18 protein-coding genes are annotated in these 21,540 nt (G+C 39.0%); 17 read left to right on the forward strand and 1 reads right to left on the reverse strand.

What is annotated here, in order from left to right:
• Positions 1–65: 65 nt before the first annotated feature.
• The 16 genes from T498_RS0111560 to thiI all read left to right on the forward strand — a co-directional run bounded on the left by T498_RS0111560 (position 66) and on the right by thiI (position 19,798).
• Positions 66–797, forward strand: a complete 732-nt coding sequence (locus tag T498_RS0111560; protein WP_028236039.1) for an AzlC family ABC transporter permease — start codon at positions 66–68, stop codon at positions 795–797.
• On the forward strand, positions 790–1,092 hold the full coding sequence (locus T498_RS0111565; RefSeq protein ID WP_334291529.1) for an AzlD domain-containing protein: 303 nt from the start codon (positions 790–792) through the stop codon (positions 1,090–1,092). The genes T498_RS0111560 and T498_RS0111565 overlap by 8 nt, the downstream gene beginning before the upstream one ends.
• Positions 1,093–1,270: 178 nt before the next feature.
• Entirely contained in the window at positions 1,271–2,422 is a 1,152-nt protein-coding gene (gene chvE / locus T498_RS0111570; protein WP_028236041.1) for a multiple monosaccharide ABC transporter substrate-binding protein, read from the forward strand.
• 77 nt (positions 2,423–2,499) lie between these two features.
• Positions 2,500–4,059: a multiple monosaccharide ABC transporter ATP-binding protein gene (mmsA, locus tag T498_RS0111575; protein WP_028236042.1), complete on the forward strand. Its 1,560-nt coding sequence runs from the start codon at positions 2,500–2,502 to the stop codon at positions 4,057–4,059.
• Positions 4,052–5,218, forward strand: coding sequence for a multiple monosaccharide ABC transporter permease (gene mmsB / locus T498_RS0111580; RefSeq protein ID WP_028236043.1), 1,167 nt, complete (start codon positions 4,052–4,054; stop codon positions 5,216–5,218). The genes mmsA and mmsB overlap by 8 nt, the downstream gene beginning before the upstream one ends.
• Positions 5,219–6,064: 846 nt before the next feature.
• Positions 6,065–7,666, forward strand: coding sequence for a response regulator transcription factor (locus tag T498_RS0111590; RefSeq protein WP_028236044.1), 1,602 nt, complete (start codon positions 6,065–6,067; stop codon positions 7,664–7,666).
• Positions 7,666–9,483, forward strand: coding sequence for a sensor histidine kinase (locus T498_RS0111595; protein ID WP_028236045.1), 1,818 nt, complete (start codon positions 7,666–7,668; stop codon positions 9,481–9,483). Before T498_RS0111590 ends, T498_RS0111595 begins: the two co-directional genes overlap by 1 nt.
• Positions 9,473–10,411: a substrate-binding domain-containing protein gene (locus tag T498_RS0111600; RefSeq protein WP_028236046.1), complete on the forward strand. Its 939-nt coding sequence runs from the start codon at positions 9,473–9,475 to the stop codon at positions 10,409–10,411. Before T498_RS0111595 ends, T498_RS0111600 begins: the two co-directional genes overlap by 11 nt.
• Positions 10,401–11,462 (forward strand): galactose ABC transporter substrate-binding protein, encoded by a 1,062-nt coding sequence (locus T498_RS0111605; RefSeq protein WP_207638278.1) that lies wholly within the window; start codon positions 10,401–10,403, stop codon positions 11,460–11,462. Before T498_RS0111600 ends, T498_RS0111605 begins: the two co-directional genes overlap by 11 nt.
• Before the next feature lie 729 nt (positions 11,463–12,191).
• Entirely contained in the window at positions 12,192–13,049 is an 858-nt protein-coding gene (locus T498_RS0111610; RefSeq protein ID WP_028236048.1) for a hypothetical protein, read from the forward strand.
• A 98-nt stretch (positions 13,050–13,147) separates the two neighbouring features.
• Positions 13,148–14,818, forward strand: coding sequence for a glutamine--tRNA ligase/YqeY domain fusion protein (locus tag T498_RS0111615; RefSeq protein ID WP_028236049.1), 1,671 nt, complete (start codon positions 13,148–13,150; stop codon positions 14,816–14,818).
• A gap of 27 nt (positions 14,819–14,845) precedes the next feature.
• Positions 14,846–15,697 carry a DUF2225 domain-containing protein gene (locus T498_RS0111620; RefSeq protein ID WP_028236050.1) on the forward strand — a complete coding sequence of 284 codons (852 nt, stop codon included), beginning with the start codon at positions 14,846–14,848 and terminating at the stop codon, positions 15,695–15,697.
• A 59-nt stretch (positions 15,698–15,756) separates the two neighbouring features.
• Positions 15,757–16,713: a 50S ribosomal protein L11 methyltransferase gene (gene prmA / locus T498_RS0111625; RefSeq protein WP_028236051.1), complete on the forward strand. Its 957-nt coding sequence runs from the start codon at positions 15,757–15,759 to the stop codon at positions 16,711–16,713.
• A 4-nt stretch (positions 16,714–16,717) separates the two neighbouring features.
• Positions 16,718–17,455 (forward strand): RsmE family RNA methyltransferase, encoded by a 738-nt coding sequence (locus T498_RS0111630; RefSeq protein ID WP_028236052.1) that lies wholly within the window; start codon positions 16,718–16,720, stop codon positions 17,453–17,455.
• Positions 17,452–18,603 (forward strand): cysteine desulfurase family protein, encoded by a 1,152-nt coding sequence (locus tag T498_RS0111635; RefSeq protein ID WP_028236053.1) that lies wholly within the window; start codon positions 17,452–17,454, stop codon positions 18,601–18,603. The genes T498_RS0111630 and T498_RS0111635 overlap by 4 nt, the downstream gene beginning before the upstream one ends.
• Before the next feature lie 13 nt (positions 18,604–18,616).
• A complete protein-coding gene (gene thiI, locus T498_RS0111640; protein ID WP_028236054.1) occupies positions 18,617–19,798 on the forward strand; it encodes a tRNA uracil 4-sulfurtransferase ThiI in 1,182 nt (393 codons plus the stop codon).
• A gap of 56 nt (positions 19,799–19,854) precedes the next feature.
• On the opposite strand, the gene T498_RS0111645 is transcribed toward thiI, so the two are convergent.
• Positions 19,855–20,085 carry an HPr family phosphocarrier protein gene (locus T498_RS0111645; RefSeq protein ID WP_028236055.1) on the reverse strand — a complete coding sequence of 77 codons (231 nt, stop codon included), beginning with the start codon at positions 20,083–20,085 and terminating at the stop codon, positions 19,855–19,857.
• A gap of 120 nt (positions 20,086–20,205) precedes the next feature.
• Between T498_RS0111645 and mtaB the strand changes: the two genes are divergently transcribed.
• Positions 20,206–21,528 (forward strand): tRNA (N(6)-L-threonylcarbamoyladenosine(37)-C(2))-methylthiotransferase MtaB, encoded by a 1,323-nt coding sequence (gene mtaB / locus T498_RS0111650; RefSeq protein ID WP_028236056.1) that lies wholly within the window; start codon positions 20,206–20,208, stop codon positions 21,526–21,528.
• Positions 21,529–21,540 lie beyond the last annotated feature (12 nt).

Here is a 21,540-nt window from a genome sequence, read left to right on the forward strand (position 1 = left end):
ACATTAGTTTACACTATTGGGAAGGAGAAAATATTAAATTTGTGTGAATAAAAAAGGGTGTATTTATGACTTTGGATTTGAAAAATACAAAGAAAAAAATCTTTGTAGAAGGTGTAAGAGACGGTGTTCCAATTGGTTTGGGATACTTTGCAGTGGCCTTCTCTCTAGGCATAATTGCAAGACAAGCGGGGTTAAATCCTATTCAAGGATTTATCAATTCAATGCTTAATCATGCAAGTGCAGGAGAGTATGCTGTTTATAGCATAGTAAAAGAAGGGGCAACATATGTAGAAATGGCTATAATGACTCTCATCGTTAATGCTAGATATCTGCTTATGTCCACAGCTCTTAGCCAAAAGTTTGATTCAAAAACCTCAATTCTTCATAGAGTATTGGTGGCCTTTGGCGTTACAGATGAACTGTTTGCCATCACTATAAAAAGGCCTGGAGTTATAGCTCCGCTATACAATTATGGTGCATTTGCCATTGCGGCACTTTGTTGGTCTCTTGGAACAGCATTTGGAATTGTAGCAGGAGAACTGATGCCAATCAGAGCAGTGTCTGCTTTATCAGTTGCATTATATGGAATGTTTCTTGCTTGCATTATGCCGGAAGCCAGAAAGCGCAGAATTGTTGCAGTATTGATTATTATTAGCTTTGTACTTAGCTACATAGCTGCACGTTTGCCGATGCTTTCAAATGTTTCAAGCGGTACCAAGACAATTATTCTTACAGTTGTAATAGCATCAGCTGCAGCGATTGCATTCCCAAGACCGGAGGAAGAGGATGATGAGTAATACATACATTTATATATTGGTTGCTGCCATTGTTAGTACTATAATCCGAGTACTTCCAGTGACAGTTTTTAGAAAGAATATTAAAAACAGATTTGTACGCTCTTTTCTATATTATGTACCTTTTGTTACATTGGCTGTTATGACGTTTCCTGCAATTATTGATGCTACACAAAGCAAGATATCAGGAATTCTGGCTCTTGTATGTGGCACTTTGGCAGCCTGGTTCAATATGAGCTTATTTAAGGTAGCTTGTATCTGCTGTGCAGTGGTATTTATTGCCGAGTTTTTTGTATAATGGGTATTATATGTAACAATTCGATAAAAAAGGCTCTATAGAGTCTTTTTTTATTGTGTAGAATTTCTAAGATAGAAAATAGAATTTTATATTTTAAACAAAAAAAGTAACTGATAGAATCAAATCATAGTAAAAAACGGCAACATAAGTTGCTAGCGAAACAGGAGGAGAAGAAAACATGAAAAAACGCGTTCTTGGGGTTTTACTAACAGCCGTTATGGCTATGGGAATGTTCGCTGGTTGTGGACCTGCTGATACAGGAGCACCTGCTGGGGATGCAGGCACAGCTCAGACAGCAGATTCGGGGGATACATCTACACCAGCAAACCCTAATGGCAAGAGAGTTGCAGTAGCAATGCCTACTCAGTCATCAGAAAGATGGATCAATGATGGTAATAACATGAAGGAGAAGCTTGAAGCTCTCGGTTACGAAGTAGATTTGCAGTATGCTGAAGATGACGTACAGGCTCAGGTTTCTCAGATTGAGAACATGATCGCAGCTGGTGCTGATTGCTTAGTTATCGCAGCTGTAGATTCATCAGCTCTTGTAAATGTAGAGCAGCAGGCAAAGGATGCTGGTATTCCTATCATCGCCTATGACAGACTTTTAATGGATACAGATGCTGTTTCATATTATGCAACATTCGATAACAAGGGTGTTGGTACAGCAATCGGTAAGTACATTGAGGATGCTAAGGATCTTAAGAATGCTAAGGCAGACGGAAAGTCTTACACAATCGAGTTCTTCATGGGTTCACCAGATGATAACAACGCTGTAATGCTTTATGACGGACTTATGGAAGTACTTCAGCCATACCTTGATGATGAAGTATTAGTTTGTAAGTCAGGTAGAACATCATTTGATGATACATGTATCTTAAGATGGTCTCAGGAAACAGCTCAGCAGAACTGTGAGAACTACTTAACAGGTTTCTATGCAGATGAAAAGCTTGATATCTGTGCAACAGCTTTTGATGGTTTTGCTTATGGTTGTAAGGCAGCTCTTGAAGGTGCTGGATATAAGGTTGGCGAGGATTGGCCACTTATCACAGGACAGGATGCAGAGCTTATGGCAACAAAGAACATCATCGCAGGTTCTCAGACAATGTCTATCTACAAGGATACACGTCTCCTTGCAGACAAGTGCGTAACAATGGTACAGGCAGTTCTTGAAGGCGGCGAGCCAGAAATCAACGATACAGAGCAGTATGACAATGGTAAGAAGGTAGTTCCTTCATATCTATGTACACCTGTTGCAGTTGATAAAGACAACTACAAAGAAATCATTGTAGATGGTGGTTACTACACAGAGGAACAGCTTGCTGAATAAGATTTAGCACAATGCATTAGATGTTTACACAAGTGGCGACTTGCAAGAGTCGCCACAGTTTTTAAAAGGAGAAGATTATGTCAGATTACATCTTGGAAATGAAACATATTATTAAAGAGTTTTCTGGAGTAAGAGCCCTTGATGATGTTAATCTGCAGGTTAAAAAGGGAGAGATACACGCTCTTTGTGGAGAGAATGGTGCTGGAAAATCAACTTTGATGAACGTTTTGTCTGGTGTTTATCCATATGGAAGCTACGAGGGAGACGTTGAGTATCACGGAGAGGTTTGTAAATTCCATAACCTGAGAGATTCAGAGGCAAAAGGAATAGTTATTATTCACCAGGAACTTGCACTTAGTCCACTTCTTTCTATAGCAGAAAACGTATTCTTAGGAAACGAGCAGCTTTCTATGAAAGGTGTTATAGATTGGACAAAGACTAGACAAAAAGCTCAGGAAATGTTGGCTAGAGTTGGCCTTGAAAATGAAAATGTCAATGCGCCTGTTAATTCACTTGGTGTTGGCAAACAGCAGCTTATAGAAATTGCAAAAGCAATGGCTAAAAAGGTAGAGCTTCTTATTTTGGATGAGCCTACTGCAGCCTTAAATGATGAAGAATCTAAAAAACTTTTGGACATCATGTTGGAGCTTAAGAGACAGGGAATTACCTGTATTATTATTTCACATAAGCTAAATGAGATTAGCTATGTTGCAGACGCAGTTACCGTAATTAGAGATGGTAAAACAATTGAAACACTTGTTAAAGGTGTTGATGATTTCTCTGAGGATAGAGTTATTAAGGCCATGGTTGGTCGAGAGCTTACTAATCGATATCCAGTAAGAGAAGGCGTTACTATTGGTGATACAATTTTCGAAGTAAAGAACTGGAATGTGTATCATCCAGATGATCCTGACAGACAAGTTCTTAAGGATATTAATATCGAAGTTAAGGCAGGAGAGGTTGTTGGCTTAGCCGGACTGATGGGTGCAGGTCGTACAGAATTTGCAATGAGTGTATTTGGTCACAGCTATGGACAGAAAATCTCAGGTACTGTAAAAATAAACGGCAAGGAAGTTCATCTTAATACAGTAAAGGATGCCATAAATAATAAGCTTGCATATGTTACAGAAGATAGAAAGACAAACGGACTTATCTTAATCGGTGACATTAAAGAAAACATGGCTTTGGCAGCGCGACCTAAGTTCTTCTCAAAGCATGGCATTATCAACGGCAATGATGAGATAGTAGCTGCTGAAGAATACAAAAAGAGAATTAACGTAAAAGCGAATTCCATTAACCAGGTTGTTGGATCACTTTCAGGTGGTAATCAGCAAAAGGTTGTACTTGCAAAATGGATGCTTACCCAGCCAGACGTACTTATTTTGGATGAGCCAACAAGAGGTATCGACGTTGGTGCAAAATACGAAATATATTGCGTCATAAATGATCTTGCGAGAGCAGGAAAGGCTGTAATTGTAATTTCTTCAGAAATGCCTGAAATCATTGGTACATGTGACCGTATATACGTTATCAATGAAGGTGAAATTGCTGGTGAGCTTTCAAGTGAGGAAGTATCACAGGAAAGAATTATGCAGTGCGTAATGGCACACAACAGAAAGGATGATGGAAATGAATAATAAAAGAGCTAATTTAGACATGAAACAATACGGCATGTTTATTGCCCTTATTGTAATTTATTTAATCTTTGCAATACTTACAGGTGGTAAAAACCTTACACCTATGAACATTAACAACCTTGTAATGCAGAACGGTTACGTAGTAATCCTTGCAATAGGTATGTTACTTTGCGTACTTACTGGTAACGTCGACCTGGGCGTTGGTTCAGTAGTAGCTTTATGTGGTGCCACAGCTGGTATCATGATGATGGACTACAAGATGAATATGTGGGTTGCTATTTTTGCAGCACTTGCAATTGGTCTCTTAGTAGGTATGTTTGCAGGCTTCTTCATCGCCTACTTAAGCATTCCTCCATTCGTTGTTACACTGGCTACAATGCTTATGGGTCGAGGCCTTACATACACACTTTTACAGGCACAGACAAAAGGTCCTCTTCCTACAAACTACAACTTCATTGGAGCAGGCTTCCTTCCTACATACAAAATATTCTTTGGCGATGGAATCTTAGACTTAGTATCAATCGCAGTTGCAATTATTGCATCAGCTGCATTAATCTGGTCAGAGCTTAAGAGCATCAAGACAAAGAAGAAATACAACTTTGCATTAGCTCCAACATGGCAGACAATTCTCAAGCTTGGAATTATGCTTTTCATCATTTGGTTCTTCTTCTATAAATTAGCACGTTACAATGGACTTCCATTTGTATTACTTATCATGGTAATCCTCATTGGAATCTATGCATTTATCACAACAAAGACAGTTGCAGGACGTCAAATCTACGCATTAGGTGGAAACAGAAAAGCAGCTAACCTTTCAGGTATCGATACAAACAAAGTATTCTTCTGGGTATACACAAACATGGGTGTACTTGCAGCAATCGCAGGTATCGTACTTTCAGCTCGTAACGGATCATCTACACCAAAAGCTGGTGATGGTTTCGAAATGGATGCCATCGCATCTTGCTACATCGGTGGTGCAGCCGTTGCCGGTGGTTCAGGTACAATCCTTGGAGCAGTTGTCGGAGCCTTCGTAATGGGTATCCTCAACAACGGTATGTCCCTATTTGGATGGTCAACAGATATCCAAAAAATCGTAAAGGGTGCCGTACTCCTTGGTGCCGTTACAGTAGACGTACTTTCAAAGCGCAAGAAAAACTAAAACTCATCCCTGGGGCCACAGGCACCCAGGGATTTTTTATGCCCGCCGCCCCGTGTTTGCCCGCTTCCCGCTATGCCAAGGCTTTTTGCGCCCACCGATTTATATTTGCTGCCGGCCTCTTGCCCTAGTGCTTGCCGCGCCCACGCTATAGCTACACAATCACAAAATTTTGATTTTCTAAATACTGCATGTCGCGTTCTTTATTAGCAGGTGTTCTTTCGATTCTTTGCAATTCGTGGGTAAGTGTTTGTGCTGTGCTGACACGCACAGCTTTTATTAATTACTACCAAAGCAGATTTGCAGTATAATTGCATGATTTTGAAATGAACTTAGTAAAATAAGAAACAGGTTTTATAAAGTTTATATACGGGGTGCCATGGACGGCACCCCGAGCCTGATAGTGAAACGGACTGAACTTGAAGGCGGTATATAAACTTATAAAACCTGTTTCTTTAATTTTACTTAGTGAATGGAGTATGAATGCAATTATACTGCGAATCTGTTTGGTAGTAATGTTTGTACTTCATAGTGTCAGCACCGCAACAAACACTTACCCACGAATGGCAAAACCAACGAAAGTACACCTGCAGAAAGCTCCATTTGCAGTATTAAGAAAATCTAAAATTTTGCTCAAATGATGTAGCTATAGCGTTGGCGCGGCAAGCCACAGGGCAAGAGGCCGGCAGCCTCCAGGTTATGGTGGGCGCAAAAAAGTCTTGGGGTAGCGGGAAGAAGCGGGCATGAAGCTATGGGCGGTGGATTGGGAAACAAGGGGCGGGTGCCTGTGGCACATTGAGGGGTCTTGTGCTAAGATATTCGTAACGGTTTTTTTAGGGAGAGGTTTTTATGTATAATGTTATGCTTGTAGACGACGAGGAGGAAGTACGCGTCGCCATTGAAAAGAAGATTAATTGGCAGGAGCTGGGATTTCAGGTTATTGCTACGGCTGAGAATGGTCAGGATGCACTGGAGGTTGCGCTGGAGAAGCAGCCGGATGTTGTGATGACGGATATTAATATGCCGTTTATGAATGGGCTGGAGTTTTGTAAGCAGCTTAAGGCACAGCAGCCTGCTACAAAGGTGGTTATATTTTCTGGCTATGATGAGTTTGAGTATGCTAAGGAGGCCATAGAGCTTTCTGCTGAAGAATATATTTTAAAGCCAATCGATGCTGATGAGCTTTATAAGGTTTTTGCTCGTATCAAAGTGAGTTTGGATGATGAGCTGGATAAGATGAGGAATATTCAGAATCTGGAGAAGTATTACCAGGAGAGTTTTCCTTTTTTTAGAGAGCAGTTCCTTATTGGTTTGATAGAGGGCCATATAGAGCTTGATCGTATTTCTGAGATTACGTCTGATTATGGTGAAGGCATCGAGGGGAATTTCTATGCTGTCGGCATTATAAAATTATCCTTTGATAAGAGTGAAAAAGTTAATAACGTGGATAGAAAGCTGCTTTCAGTTTCTTTGAATCAGCTAGCGAAGAAGAGCTTGGAAGGCTTTAATAATTATCATTGCATAAATTATCTGGGCAATGTTATTGTCCTTGGATGCTTTGAGAAGGAAGAGGAGTATCAGGGTTTTGTGGGTGAGCTCGATAAGATTTGTAAGATGTCGGCAAAGCTTATTGAGGTGCCAACAACTGCTGGTGCAGGTAATGTAGTTACAAGTCTAAAGGATTTGTTTAGTTCCTTTAAGTCGGCGAGAGATGCAGTGTCTTATCGTATTTTGTTTGATGAGAACCAGGCTATCTCTATTAATGATGTAGAGCCTCATCAGGCATCGGTGAATCTTTTCGAAAACGATAATGTTAATAATATTTTAAAGCAGATTAAGATTGGCTCTGAGGAAGATTTGAATCAGGCGATTCATGAGTTTTTTGAGGGGCTTTCACATAAGGGCATTGCAATTTATCAGTTGAAGCTTTCTATACTGGAAGCTTATTTTGAGGTGATAAAGCTTGCAAAATCCTATGATATTTCAGATATTGATATGTCTAATAAGGATGGGGATGTGCTTGTTATTTTAGATGAGTTCGATTCCTTTGATACCATTGAAAAATGGTTCATTGATAAATGCTTCGCTATTCGCAAAGAGATTAATAAAACACGTTTGGATTCTACCAGTTTGCTGATAGATAAAGCTAAAGAGTTTATAGGGGAGCATTTTAGTGAGTCGGATTTGTCTGTTGATAGGCTTTGTTCACACTTAAATGTTAGTGCTAATTATTTTTCGGCGCTGTTTAAAAAGAGCACAGGGGATAGCTTTGTAACATATCTTACAAATATACGTATGAAAAAGGCGGTAGAGCTATTGGAGACTACAGATGAAAAGGCTTATATCATAGCGGGAATGATTGGATATGATGAGCCAAATTACTTTAGCTATGTATTTAAGAAGGCATATGGAATTTCACCTTCTAAATATCGTCAGCAAAGGGAGAGTTAATGAAAAAATCCATTTTAAAGACGCAGATTTTAAGGGTCAAGAGGGCGTCAAAAAGGAGAAGTATACAGCTTATTATTTCTTTTTCTTTTACTATTGTCGCAATCATAAGCATGACTTTTATGGCCCTTGCTTTTTATAAAAACTTTATAAATGCTACCAGGCAAAATGCTATAGATAATAATAAGCAGATTGTTGCGCAGATGGGGTTAAATGTTAATTCGTATTTACGTAATATGATGGGCATATCTAACAGTATGTACTATAGCGTAATTAAGAATATGGATTTGACTAGCGATACCATGACAAAAGAGATGGATATTTTGTATGAGGCTAATAAGGATGATTTGATTAGTATCGCCTGCGTATCTCAAGATGGTGCGCTTATTTCAGCTGCACCCATTGCCACTAGAAAAGCTGGAGTAGATTTTACAGATCAGGACTGGTTTACAAGCAGTGAAGAGAAGTTTGAAAACTTCCATTTTTCTAAGCCACATGTCCAAAACATGTTTGAAAGTAGTAATTATAGATACTACTGGGTTGTATCTCTGAGTCGAAGTGTTGACCTTAATTTTATGGGGTACACCCGTCGCGGTACACTTCTTGTTGATATGAATTATTCTGCAATTGAGCAGATGTTTTCAAGAGTAAATGAAACAGGTACAGGTTATGTATATCTCATAGATTCTGATGGAGAGATTATTTATCATCCAGCACAGAAAGCAATTTATGCAGGGCTTGTTAACGAGAATAATCTTGTGGCTGCCACATATGATGATGGCGATTACATAGAAGAGTTCGAGGGAGAAGAAAGAGCTGTTGTTGTAAAGACTGTGGGCTACACCGGATGGAAGATAGTTTCAGTTGTTCCTATAAATCAGCTGGGAGAACGATTCAATCAGCTTCGTGCATTCATGCTCATTATTATCACTGTTACAATCTTTTTGATTTTATTCGGTAATATTTTTATTTCAAAAATTGTGACAGACCCAATTCGAAAGCTTGAAGATTCCCTTAATACAATCGATGCTGGTGAATTGAATGAAGAGAGAATCTTTATTGGTGGATCTCATGAAATTAGGCATCTTGGAAGGACTATAAAATCTTTGGTTGTTCAGATGCGTACCATGATGGACGAGAGAGTTGCTGAGCAAAAGGAAAAACGTAAATCCGAATTGAATGCACTGCAGGCTCAAATTAATCCGCACTTTTTGTACAACACTTTGGATTCGATTGTATGGATGATAGAGGCTGAAAAATACCCAGAGGCGATTTCCATGATTACAAGCCTTGCGTCACTATTTAGAATCAGTCTGAGTAAGGGAAATAACATCATCACTATTAAGGATGAAGTTACCCACGCCAAGAACTATTTGGCTATTCAAAAGGTGCGTTACAAGAATAAGTTTGATGCCACAATAGATATTGATCCAGCAATTGAAAACTGCATCACAATCAAGCTCATTATCCAGCCGTTAATTGAAAATGCCATTTATCATGCCGTTGGAGATTTGTATGATGAGGGCTTGATAGAGATTAAAGGCTATGAAAAAGACGGTGATATCTATATTGAGGTTAAGGATAATGGTATGGGTATTCCAGAAGATAAGCTCAAAGATTTGCTGGTGGAAAAGACTCATTCCAGCAAGAAAGGTTCAGGTATAGGACTATGGAATATCAATCAGCGAATCAATCTTTATTTCAAGGAGGACTACGGTCTTAAACTGGAGAGCGAATTAGATGAAGGTACCACTGCAATTATTCATCTTCCTAAAATCACATACGAGGAATACATAGGAGGTGAAGAGAATGCGAAATAACAAATTGTTGACAGCTTCATTCATAGCTCTTTTGGTTCTCATTATTATTGAATTATTCGTATATGCGAATTACAACAAGCTGACAGAGGATGAGGTATCAATATCATTCGTGGTTACCGGTGATAATCTGGATGCCTGGGAGAATATGAAATCTGGTGCTCAAACAGCAGCGTTAGATAGAAACTGTCAGGTCACATTTTTGAATAGCCCTATTGCTGCTGGAGCAGATGGAGAAATAGAGATGATTGAAAGACAGCTGGCAGATGGAGCTGATTATGTGGTAATAGCATCAGGCTTTTACGATGAAGTTAAGGAATATGTGGAAGATGAAAAGCTTCAGTCTAAAGTATATTTCGCTAAGAATGGCCCTTATGGCTTGAAGAATGGTGTAATAGCTGATGATTATAGCCTGGGCAAGGATTATGCAGCATTCATTATGGATAATTCTAATGATAAAAATCTTTTGGTGCTATACACAGCAGAAAATATCAACAACGACAAGATAATCGAGGGATTAAGCGATGGATTTGAGAATACTGATGTGACAATTGAGGTTCAAAAGCTTACGGCTGATGATTCTACAATCACGTTTTTTATCACCAAAGCCATAGCAGAAAAGAGATATGATGGAGCGATTATTCTCGACTCCGCAGTCCTAGATGATGCTGTTAATGTTGAGGGGCTTATCGACAGTTCATTTAATATATACGGCGTGGATGACAGACAGGCTGCCGTATATTACTTAGACAGCGATTTGATAAAAGCCCTTGCCTGCAAGGATGATTACACCATAGGCTTTATGGCAATAAATCAGGTGCTGTCAAAAGGTAAGAAGGAGCTGCCAAAGGTTCATTTATATTACATTGTTGAAAGAGAGGATATATATTCAGAGCAATATGAAAAGGTTTTGTTCCCATTTGCTAAATAAATATTTAACTGTCGTTAAGAATCCGATTCTTAGAATAATACCTTTAATCCTTATAGCTTTTATAATTGCCGGATGTGCCATTTATCAGCAGGAAGAGTTAGAGCAGACAAAAGTTATAAGGATTGGAATTACCATGTACAATGAGTTCGATCCATTCACAGAGGAGATAAGGCACAACATCGAGGACAATCTTATAAAATATGGGGAAGAGCAAGGGGTTGAAGTGAATTGCACTGTTGTATACGCAAGTAAGAATCAGCTTGTTCAAAATGATCAGGTAGAGGATTTCATCTCAAACGATTACGATGTAATCTGCGTAAACCTTGTGGATCGAACTGATCCAAATGTAATCATAGAAATGGCAAAGTCGGCAGACATACCAATTGTCTTTTTCAATCGCGAGCTTGTACAGGACGACCTTAATCGATTTGACAAGCTTTACTATGTTGGTGCAAAGCCAGAAGCCAGTGGTGAGATTCAAGGACAGATTGTCTTAAATGCTTTGGCAACTCGATTTGAAGACATAGACATAAACCAGGATGGGGTTATCCAATATGTGTTGCTGGAAGGCGAAGCGGGGCATCAGGATGCCATTATAAGAAGCCGTGTTTCCGTAGAAACCATACTAAAAAACGGATACGAAATGGAAATGCTGGGAGATGAAATAGCAAACTGGGACAGAAATCAGGCTCAGACAAAAATGCTTTCGCTTTTGGCTGGCTACCCTAGACAAATAGAACTTGTACTTGCCAATGACGACAATATGGCTTTAGGAGCACTTGATGCCCTTAAAAGCTTTGGCGTTCAAAAAATGCCAATGATTGTTGGCGTCAACGGACAGGACGAAGCCCTGGAATGCATAGACAAGGGCCTAATAGAAGGCACAGCCCTGAACAATGCTCAAGAAAAAGGGCGCATAATTGCAAAGCTTGCACTTGGCCTCGGCAAAGACGGTCAAGTTCCGTCTGACATATACCTGGAGGACAACAAATACTACTACGTTCCCTACGAACTCATCGACCAAAGCAACGTAGACACGTATCTTAAATAATTGCCCTCTCTAGGGTTTTGGCCACCATTCACAGTTTGTTTTGTGCGTCCGCCCTCACCCCCCTAGCCGTGGCCTCCACTATACACCTTGCGCATTGCATGAATATTGCGTTTTTCTAATAGGCCATTTATGCATCTTTTATTTACATGTGTCTTTTGCAGGCCTGTACAATTTTGAAAAAGGTTTTTGGGTGGCGGACACACAACATAGAATAATATGTGCTTCTTAGACTGAGGGGAACTTGGTTGATTTTGGAGCGAGCTTAGTAACATAAAAGCAGGTTTTGCAATATATAAGCATGCGCTGCCACGGACGGCAGCGCAAGTGGTCACTTAAAACACGATGTTGAATGTGCCACGGTGATTATATATGCAAAACCTGCTTTGTCATGTTACTTAGCGAGCGGAATATGAAACCAAGTCCCCTCAGCCTGAGAAGTACATATAAAACATCAGTGTCCGCCACCTGAAAAACATTTTTCAAAATAGTTCATTCCGCAACAAGACACATGTGCGATGCATAAATTTGGCCCATAAGAAAAACAGCAATATTCGCAAAATCACGCAAGGTGTATAGTGGAGGCCACTGACAGGGGGTGAGGGCGTCATAAACTTATGGTGGCTGTGAATGGTGAGGAGAGGGGCAATTATTTAAGAAAATATGTTGCGAATCGGTGCTTTATAGGTTTATAATCTTTAAAGTCTATGACTTTGTCTTGGAGGTAATGCTTTGATAGATAAATTAGAAAAGAAATTTGGCAGATATGCTATTCATAATTTGATTATTTATATTTTGGGGGCCTATGCTATTGGGTACCTTTTGTATTTTGGACAGACTTTTACTGGTGTGCCTTTTTTATCTTATTTGACACTTGAGCCTTACTATATTTTACATGGTCAGGTTTGGCGTTTGTTTACTTGGGTTGTTATGCCGCCGCAGGGTAGCATAATCTGGGCAGCGTTTATGTTCCTTCTATATTATTCGTTGGGAACAACACTTGAGAATGCCTGGGGCGCATTTAGGTTTAATCTGTATATGTTTGGCGGTATGCTGTTTACAATTATCGGTGCTTTTATTGTGTATGCTATTTATGGGCCTACACTTTATATTGGTTCGGTGATTAGTACATATTATATAAACTTGTCTATCTTTTTGGCATTTTCTGTATGCTTTCCAGATATGCAGGTGCTTTTGTATTTCATCATTCCTATTAAGATGAAGTGGATGTCAATTTTCTATATGGTGATTATTGGCTATCAGATTATTAGTTATTTGAGAGTAGGTGCGTTGTATGCGGCGGTTCCTATTATTGCGTCCCTTCTCAATTTCTTGATATTCTTCTTGATGACAAGAAATATGTCAAGATTCAATCCTAAGGAAGTTCATCGAAGAGCGGAGTTTAGACGTGCAGCTACACCACCTAGAGCACAGTATCGTGATGGTTCACCTATAGCCAGACATAAGTGTGCAGTTTGTGGTCGCACCGAGCTTTCAAATCCAGAGCTGGAGTTCAGATTTTGTAGCAAGTGTAATGGCAATTATGAGTATTGCTCAGACCATTTGTTTACGCATACACATATACACTAGATTTAAGATTTTAAGAGGGGACACCCTCATCAGTCAGCTATGCTGACAGCTTCTCCCAGAGGGAGAAGCCTATAGAAACAGAAGGGACAGTATAAGAAATGAGTGAAGAAGCAGTTAGCAAAAATTTCATCGAGCTTGAAATTGACAAGGATTTAAAGGAGGGCGTTTACGACCATGTTTGCACACGTTTTCCTCCAGAGCCAAATGGTTACTTACATATTGGCCATGCAAAGTCAATCATCTTAAACTATGGTCTTGCAAAGAAATATAACGGCGAGTTCCACATGAGATTTGATGATACAAACCCTACAAAGGAAAAGGTAGAGTTCGTAGATTCAATCAAGGCCGATATTCAGTGGCTTGGTGCTGATTGGGGCGAGCATCTTTATTTCGCATCAAACTACTTCGATAGAATGTACGAGGTTGCAGTTGATCTTATCAAGAAGGGGCTTGCTTATGTATCAGATCTTACAGCTGAGGAAATGAGAGAGTACCGTGGCGATTTCGAAAAGCCAGGTAAGGAAGATCCAAACAGAAATCGTTCAGTGGAAGAAAATCTTCAGATGTTTGAAGATATGAAAAACGGTAAGTATGAGGATGGAAGTCATACACTTAGAGCTAAGATTGATATGGCATCGCCTAATATCAACATGCGTGATCCAATCCTTTACAGAGTTGCACACATGACACATCACAACACAGGTGATAAGTGGTGCATCTATCCAATGTATGATTTTGCTCATCCACTTGAGGATGCTTTCGAAGGTATTACACATTCAATCTGTACACTTGAGTTTGAGGATCATAGACCTCTTTATGATTGGGTTGTTAAGTCTGCAGGATTTGCAAATCCACCACGTCAGATTGAGTTTGCAAAGATGTATCTTACAAATGTAGTTACAGGTAAGAGATATATTAAAAAGCTTGTTGAGGATGGAATTGTTGACGGCTGGGATGATCCACGTCTTGTTTCTATCGCAGCACTTCGTCGTCGTGGCTTTACACCAGAGTCACTTAGAAAGTTTGTTGAGCTTTCAGGTGTTTCAAAGGCTAATTCATCTTCTGATTATGCAATGCTTGAATATTGCATCAGAGAGGATCTTAAGACTAGCCGTAGCCGTGTGATGGCAGTACTTGATCCAGTTAAGCTTGTTATTGATAATTACGAGAGCGATGATGTTGAGTGGCTTGATGCACCTAACAATCTCGAAAATCCAGAGCTTGGAAGCCGTAAGGTTCCATTTGGTAAGGAGCTTTACATCGATAGAGAGGATTTCATGATTGAGCCTCCTAAGAAATACTTTAGATTGTATCCAGGCAATGAAGTTCGTCTTATGAATGCTTATTTCGTAACATGTACTTCATACGAAACAGATGAAGATGGAAAGGTAACATGCATCCATTGTACATACGACCCAGCAACAAAGGGTGGAGATTCTCCAGATGGCCGTAAGGTAAAGGGTACAATTCACTGGGTTGCTGCAAAGACTGCTCTTAATGCAGAGGTACGTCTCTATGAAAATATTGTAGACGAGGAAAAAGGAGTGTATAATGAAGATGGTAGCTTAAATCTTAATCCAAATTCACTTACAGTTCTTAAGAATTGCCTTGTAGAGCCATCTTTAAAGGATGCTAAGGCATATGATAGTTTCCAGTTTGTAAGACAAGGATTTTTCTGTGTAGATGCTAAGGATTCTAAGGAAGATGCCTTAGTATTTAATAGAATTGTTTCACTTAAGAGCTCATTTAAGTTGCCTACTAATAATTAATAATGTTGCCTAGAAAAGGATTTTAGCATGAATTTATTATCAGGAATGGAGAAATTTGGCTTTTCCATGGATGAAGAGCTAAATATCTTGGCTGACGATAAGCCAAAGAAGGAGGTTGCTCCTAAGAAGGCGGCAGCGCCTGTTGTTAAGCAGGAAAAGGATTTTGTTATTGATAAAAAAGCTCGCTGTCCAGTTTGTGATAAGGAATTTCTTATTAAGGCAGTTCTTACCACAAAGCTTAAGAGATTAGAGCCAGATTTTGATTTACGTCCTAATTATGAGCATGTTGATAAGTGTAAATACGATTTCATTTCTTGCCCAAGATGTGGCTATTCAGCACTTGATACCACTTTTTCCAAGATAGATACAGCTCGTGTTAAGCTTATCAAAGCAGAGTTTTGTCCAAGCTTTAAGCCACAGGCTAATGAAAAAATCGGTGATACATACACTTATGAATATTCCATCGAAAAGTTTAAGCTTGCACTTATCTGTACAATGAAAAAGCGTGCTAAAATGTCTGAAAAGGCTTATGTATGTTTAAAGATTGCATGGCTTAGAAGAGCTCAGCTTAAAGAATTCGAAAACGATGAAAAGGCTAATCCAAAGGTGGTTGAGATGGTCAAGAAAGAGTATGAAGGATTTTATGCTCAGGCTTATGAAGGCTTTATGAAAGCTGTCTCACAGGAGACGCCACCTTATTGTGGAATGGCAGCTGAGGCTGTTGAGTTCATGCTTGCCAACATGTCTGTACACTATAAAAAGTATGATGCGGCTATGAAGATTTTAGCTAGGTTGATTCAATCAGCCAGCACTTCCAGAAAGCTCAAAGATAAATGTATTGAGCTTAAGGATCAAATCGTAGCAGAGCAAGGTAAGTAGATTTTATGAACTGCCAATTGGTGGATTTTCCAATGTGGCAGTTCTTTTTTGAGGTTATTATGAATTGGATAAAATATTCTATTAATACAACTACAAATGCTGAAGATTTTGTTAGTGCAGCTCTTATTGAGCTTGGCATTATGTCTGTAGAAATTGAAAATAATGTGCCGGTAGATGCTGAAAAGCAGGGCGGAGTTTTCGAAGAACTTCAGCCTGATTTACCAGAGGATGATGGTCATTCTATCGTAAGCTTTTATCTTGGCGAGGAAGAGGATCATGAGAGTCTTTTGGCACAGGTAAAGGCTTCACTTGAAGAGCTCAAAGAAACTATGGATATTGGCGAAGGCACAATAGACACTAGTATCACAAAGCAGGAGGATTGGATTAATAACTGGAAGCAGTTTTTCAAATCCTTCTATATTGATGATATCCTTATCAAGCCTACCTGGGAGGATGTTTCAGCAGAAGATAAAGATAGAATTGTCATTGAAATTGATCCTGGAGTATCTTTTGGTACAGGAAAGCATGAGACAACACAGCTTTGCATAAGACAGCTTAAAAAGTATGCTAAGGCTGGAGATGAAATCTTAGACATTGGATGTGGTAGTGGTATTCTTTCTATTATCTCTAATAAGCTTTTAAATGGAGATTGCCATCTTGTTGGTACAGATATAGATGAGGATTGTATCGCATCTACTTACGAGAATTTTGAAGTTAACAACATTCCAAAAGAAGCAGGAGATTTCTATGTGGGAAATCTTACTACTGACAAAGATTTGCAGGATAAAGTAGGATATGGTAAATACGATATCGTTGTTGCAAATATCCTTGCAGATATTATTATTGGAATGGCTCCTGCTATTTATCCAACACTGAAAGACGGAGCATATTTCATCTCATCTGGAATTATTAATTTCAAAGAGGATGAAGTTAAGGATGCTCTTGAAAAAGCAGGACTTACTATTGTAGAGATTAATCATCAGGGAGAGTGGGTAAACATTACCGCTCGTAAATAATATTATGCAACAGATTTTTGTTAATGAAACTCCGGTTGATAACAAGTTCATAATTACAGGTGAGGACATGCACCATTTAGTAAGGGTGGTTCGCCTTAAGAGAGGTGAGGTGATTCGTGTTTCTGTTTCATCTACAGGTGACAATTACCTTTGCTCTGTTTCTGACATCACCGATAAGGAGCTTACAGTTGATGTTAATGAACAGGTGCCATCCACAGAATTGCCAAACCGCATTTATCTATTTCAGGCTATCCCAAAGGGGGATAGAATGGAAACTATTATTGAAAAATGCGTGGAGCTTGGTGTATATGAAATCATCCCTGTTCAGATGAAAAACTGTATTGTTAAGCTGGATGATAAAAAGAAAAAATCAAAGCTTGCTCGCTATAATACAGTTGCAGCTACAGCTGCCAAGCAGTCCAAGCGTTCAATTATTCCTGAGGTTCACGATTTTATGACCTTCAAGGAAGCATACAATTATGCCCTTGATTTGGATGTGCTTTTACTTCCATTTGAGAGTAAAAATGGAATGAAAGATACATTCGACGTTCTTGATTCTCTTGAGAAAGGCCAATCAATCGGCATTTTCATTGGACCTGAGGGCGGCTTTGATTCGTCTGAAATAGATTTAGTACAGGATACATGCAAGCTTATCTCTTTGGGTAAGCGAATACTTAGAACAGATACAGCAGCTATTTGTACACTTAGCATGCTGATGATTAAATGTGAGGAATTCATATAATGATATACTTAGATAATTCTGCTACCACCAGATGTTCCGATGGTGCTTTTGAGCTTATGAAGGAAGCTTTACTGGAAAACTACGGCAATCCTTCATCTCTTCATAAAATGGGATACAAAGGCAAGGACTATATAAAGGAGTCCAGAGAAATAATAGCAGGCATTTTAAAATGTCAGCCTAAGGAAATATATTTTACTTCAGGTGGAACAGAAGGAAATAATTTAGCGATAAAGGGTGGTGTTCAGGCTAAAAAGCGCCTGGGCAATCATATTATTACCACTAAGATAGAGCACGCCAGTGTTTTAAATCCTATTAAAGCTCTTGAAAAAGAAGGCTTCGAGGTTACATATCTTGGAACTGATGAATATGGCGTAATAGATTTGGAAGAGCTTAAGGCTGCAATTAAGCCAGAGACTATTTTCGTTTCTATAATGATGGTAAACAATGAAATTGGAGCCCTTCAGCCTATTGAGGAAGCATGTAAAATTGTTAAGAAGGCAAATCCTGATATCATTTTCCACACAGATTGTATTCAGGCTTTTGGTAAGATGTCACTTGTGCCAAAAAAGCTTGGAATAGATATTCTTACAGTTAGCGGTCATAAAATTCATGGACCAAAGGGGTCTGGATTTATTTATATAAAAGACAAAGTTAGAGTGGTTCCACAGATACTTGGTGGAGGCCACGAAAATGGAATGCGTTCAGGAACAGAAAATGTTCCAGCAATAGCCGGTTTGGGTGTTGCTGCACAGGAAGCATACAGTAAGCTTGACGAAAACAGAAAGCATATGTATGCTATGAGGGCAAGATTGATAGAAGGAGTTTCTGCAATCGATGGTGTTTCAGTTAATGGTCACCTTGATGAAAACAGCGCTCCACATATCGTCAGCGTTTCAATAAAGGGCAATCGTACAAGAGCGCAGGTTATGCTTAATGCGCTTCAGGATAATTACGGTGTGCTTGTTTCGGCAGGTTCGGCATGTTCTTCTAACAAGCCAGCTATTAGCGAGACACTTAAATCCATTGGACTTGAAAAGGATTTGCTAGAACGAACAATTCGTTTTAGCTTCTGTCCAGAGAATACAATGGAAGAAATAGAAGAGGCGATTTCGGCCCTTACAGATTTAGTTCCTAAAATGGTTTTGTAAAAGGAAGGTAGAAATGACATATCAAGCATTTTTGATTAAGTATTCAGAGATAGGTGTTAAGGGAAAGAACCGTTACGTGTTCGAGGATGCCCTTGTTCGCCAGATTAAAAGAGCTTTAGACACAGTTGAAGGCAAGTTTATTGTTAAAAAGCAGAGCGGTCGTATTTTTATTTCTGTAGAAGGAGAATACGATTACGATGAGGCTGTAGATGCATTACAGCATGTTTTTGGCATTAGTGCCATCTGCCCAACAGTTGTTGTGGAAGATGAAGGCTTCGACAAAATGGCAGAAGCTGTTGTTAAATACGTAGACGAGGAATTCGAAGATAAGAATTTCTCATTCAAGGTAATGGGAAGACGTGCAAATAAGCAATATCCAATGACATCTATGGAAGTGGCTGCTGAAATTGGTGCAAGACTTCTTGATGCATTCCCTGAGATGCATGTTGATGTACATAATCCAGATAGAATTATCAACGTTGAGGTTAGAGAGAACATAGCTATTTACTCAACTGAAATCCCTGGACCTCACGGTATGCCAGTAGGCACTGCAGGAAAAGCTATGCTTCTTCTTTCAGGCGGTATTGATTCACCTGTTGCAGGTTATATGATTTCAAAGCGTGGTGTTACACTTTCTGCAACATATTTCCATGCGCCACCATACACATCTGAGCAGGCAAAACAAAAGGTTGTTGATCTTGCTAAGCTTGTTGCAAAGTATTCAGGTCCAATCGATTTACATATTGTAAACTTTACAGATATTCAGCTTTACATCTATCAGCAGTGTTCTCATGAAGAGCTTACAATCATCATGAGAAGATACATGATGAGAATAGCAGAGCATTTTGCAAAGGAGAACGATTGCTTAGGCCTTGTTACTGGAGAGTCTATCGGACAGGTTGCCAGCCAGACAATGCAGTCATTAAACTGCACTAATGCTGTATGTTCACTTCCTGTATATCGTCCACTTATTGCATTCGACAAGCAGGATATTGTTGATATATCTGAAAAGATTGATACTTACGAAACATCGATTCTGCCATACGAGGATTGCTGTACTATTTTCGTTGCAAAGCATCCTGTTACAAAGCCAAAGCTTGAGGCAATCGAAAAGCACGAGCATCTTTTAGATGAGAAGATTGATGAACTTGTTAAAGAGGCTATTGATAGCGTAGAGATAGTTAAAGTAAGGTAAAAAATATGAGCTTTGCTTAATAGCAAAGCTCATAATATTTACTACATAAGGAAGGATTAAACAATATAATCCTTTAATGTTGCCATTACATCCTCAGCATCACCCTCAGCGTGAACAGTAAGGTCGATAGGCTTAGAAAGATCAAGGGAGAAAATACCCATGATAGACTTAGCATCGATAACGTAACGTCCGCTAACAAGATCGAAATCATAGTCAAACTGGCTAATAGTATTAACAAATGACTTAACCTTGTCAATTGAGTTAAGAGAAATTTGAACTGTTTTCATTCTGCTTGCCTCCTCTATAGATTTTATATAGACTTATACTAAATCAATGGGGTATAAAAGTCAATAAACACTGTGGGGATGTTATGAATTTTTCAACATTTTAGAAAGGTAGTTTTATTAATGAAAAAAGCTGCATTACACAACCTTGGTTGCAAGGTAAACGCATACGAAACAGAAGCTATGGAAGAGCTTTTGAAAAAAGATGGATTTGAAATAGTTGGCTTTGATGAAAAAGCTGATGTTTATGTTATAAATACTTGTTCAGTTACGAATATTGCTGATAGAAAATCTCGTCAGATGATTCATAGATGTAAGAAACTTAACCCGGAAGCATGTGTTGTTGCTGCCGGCTGTTATGTTCAAAATTTTGGTAAGGATATTGCTGATGAACTAGGAGCAGATATTATTCTTGGTAACAATAAAAAGAATGATTTGGTGGAAAAGGTTCACGAGTATTACCAAAACTTAGATTCAAGCGATGGACCACTGCTTGACTGCGTGGATATTAATGATGGCAATGTATCATACGAAAACATGCGTATCGAAAAGGATTCTGAGCACACAAGAGCATTTGTAAAAGTGCAGGATGGATGTAATCAGTTTTGTACATATTGCATCATTCCATTTGCCAGAGGCCGTATCAGAAGTAGAGATATAGATGATGTGGTTGAAGAGGTGACAGGTCTTGCAAAAGCTGGTTATAAAGAGGTGGTAATCACAGGTATTCACCTGAGCTCTTATGGCAGTGGCACTGACTATGATTTAGCTGATTTGCTTGAGGCTATTCAAAAGATTGATGGTGTAGAGCGAATCAGAATGGGCTCCCTTGAGCCTCAAATTGTAACAGAGGAATTTGGCAAGAGAGTATCTGCACTTTCGAAAATGTGCCCTCATTTTCATTTATCCCTTCAATCAGGCTGTGATACAGTCTTAGAGAGAATGAATAGAAAATACAACTCTGAGGAATACTATAAAGGCGTAGAAATACTTAGAAAATACTTTGATAACCCGGCTATTACAACAGATATAATTGTTGGTTTCCCTGGAGAGACAGAAGAAGAATACGAAACTACTCTTGATTTTGTAAAAAAGGTCAAGTTTGCAGAGCTTCATGTATTCGCTTATTCAAAACGTGCTGGTACAAGGGCTGCGAAGATGCCGGGCCAGATTACTAATGCAGTAAAGAAGGAGCGAAGCAGTAAGCTTATTGCCCTTGGAAATGAAAAGACATTAGAGTATAAGCATTCTCACATAGGAAGAACTCTTGATATTCTTTTTGAAGAGAAAACTACTATCAATAACGAAGAATACTTTATTGGTTTTTCAAAAGAGTACATTAAATGTGCAATAAAAGCGGGTGACAAAGATTATGCAAATACAATTCTAAAAGTGAAAGCCACAGAATTTACACCAGATAATGAGTACTTGCTTGTTGAAATTTAGCAATTTGTATAT

The sequence above is a fragment of the Pseudobutyrivibrio sp. MD2005 genome (assembly GCF_000621865.1).
GTDB lineage: Bacteria > Bacillota > Clostridia > Lachnospirales > Lachnospiraceae > Pseudobutyrivibrio.

What these genes read in the sequence shown, in the direction of transcription:
- T498_RS0111560 (WP_028236039.1), top strand. Translation starts at nt 66, where the DNA reads ATGACTTTGGATTTGAAAAATACAAAGAAAAAAATCTTTGTAGAAGGT.
- T498_RS0111565 (WP_334291529.1), top strand. Translation starts at nt 790, where the DNA reads ATGAGTAATACATACATTTATATATTGGTTGCTGCCATTGTTAGTACT.
- chvE (WP_028236041.1), top strand. Translation starts at nt 1,271, where the DNA reads ATGAAAAAACGCGTTCTTGGGGTTTTACTAACAGCCGTTATGGCTATG.
- mmsA (WP_028236042.1), top strand. Translation starts at nt 2,500, where the DNA reads ATGTCAGATTACATCTTGGAAATGAAACATATTATTAAAGAGTTTTCT.
- mmsB (WP_028236043.1), top strand. Translation starts at nt 4,052, where the DNA reads ATGAATAATAAAAGAGCTAATTTAGACATGAAACAATACGGCATGTTT.
- T498_RS0111590 (WP_028236044.1), top strand. Translation starts at nt 6,065, where the DNA reads ATGTATAATGTTATGCTTGTAGACGACGAGGAGGAAGTACGCGTCGCC.
- T498_RS0111595 (WP_028236045.1), top strand. Translation starts at nt 7,666, where the DNA reads ATGAAAAAATCCATTTTAAAGACGCAGATTTTAAGGGTCAAGAGGGCG.
- T498_RS0111600 (WP_028236046.1), top strand. Translation starts at nt 9,473, where the DNA reads ATGCGAAATAACAAATTGTTGACAGCTTCATTCATAGCTCTTTTGGTT.
- T498_RS0111615 (WP_028236049.1), top strand. Translation starts at nt 13,148, where the DNA reads ATGAGTGAAGAAGCAGTTAGCAAAAATTTCATCGAGCTTGAAATTGAC.
- T498_RS0111620 (WP_028236050.1), top strand. Translation starts at nt 14,846, where the DNA reads ATGAATTTATTATCAGGAATGGAGAAATTTGGCTTTTCCATGGATGAA.
- prmA (WP_028236051.1), top strand. Translation starts at nt 15,757, where the DNA reads ATGAATTGGATAAAATATTCTATTAATACAACTACAAATGCTGAAGAT.
- T498_RS0111630 (WP_028236052.1), top strand. Translation starts at nt 16,718, where the DNA reads ATGCAACAGATTTTTGTTAATGAAACTCCGGTTGATAACAAGTTCATA.
- thiI (WP_028236054.1), top strand. Translation starts at nt 18,617, where the DNA reads ATGACATATCAAGCATTTTTGATTAAGTATTCAGAGATAGGTGTTAAG.
- T498_RS0111645 (WP_028236055.1), bottom strand. Translation starts at nt 20,085, where the DNA reads ATGAAAACAGTTCAAATTTCTCTTAACTCAATTGACAAGGTTAAGTCA.
- mtaB (WP_028236056.1), top strand. Translation starts at nt 20,206, where the DNA reads ATGAAAAAAGCTGCATTACACAACCTTGGTTGCAAGGTAAACGCATAC.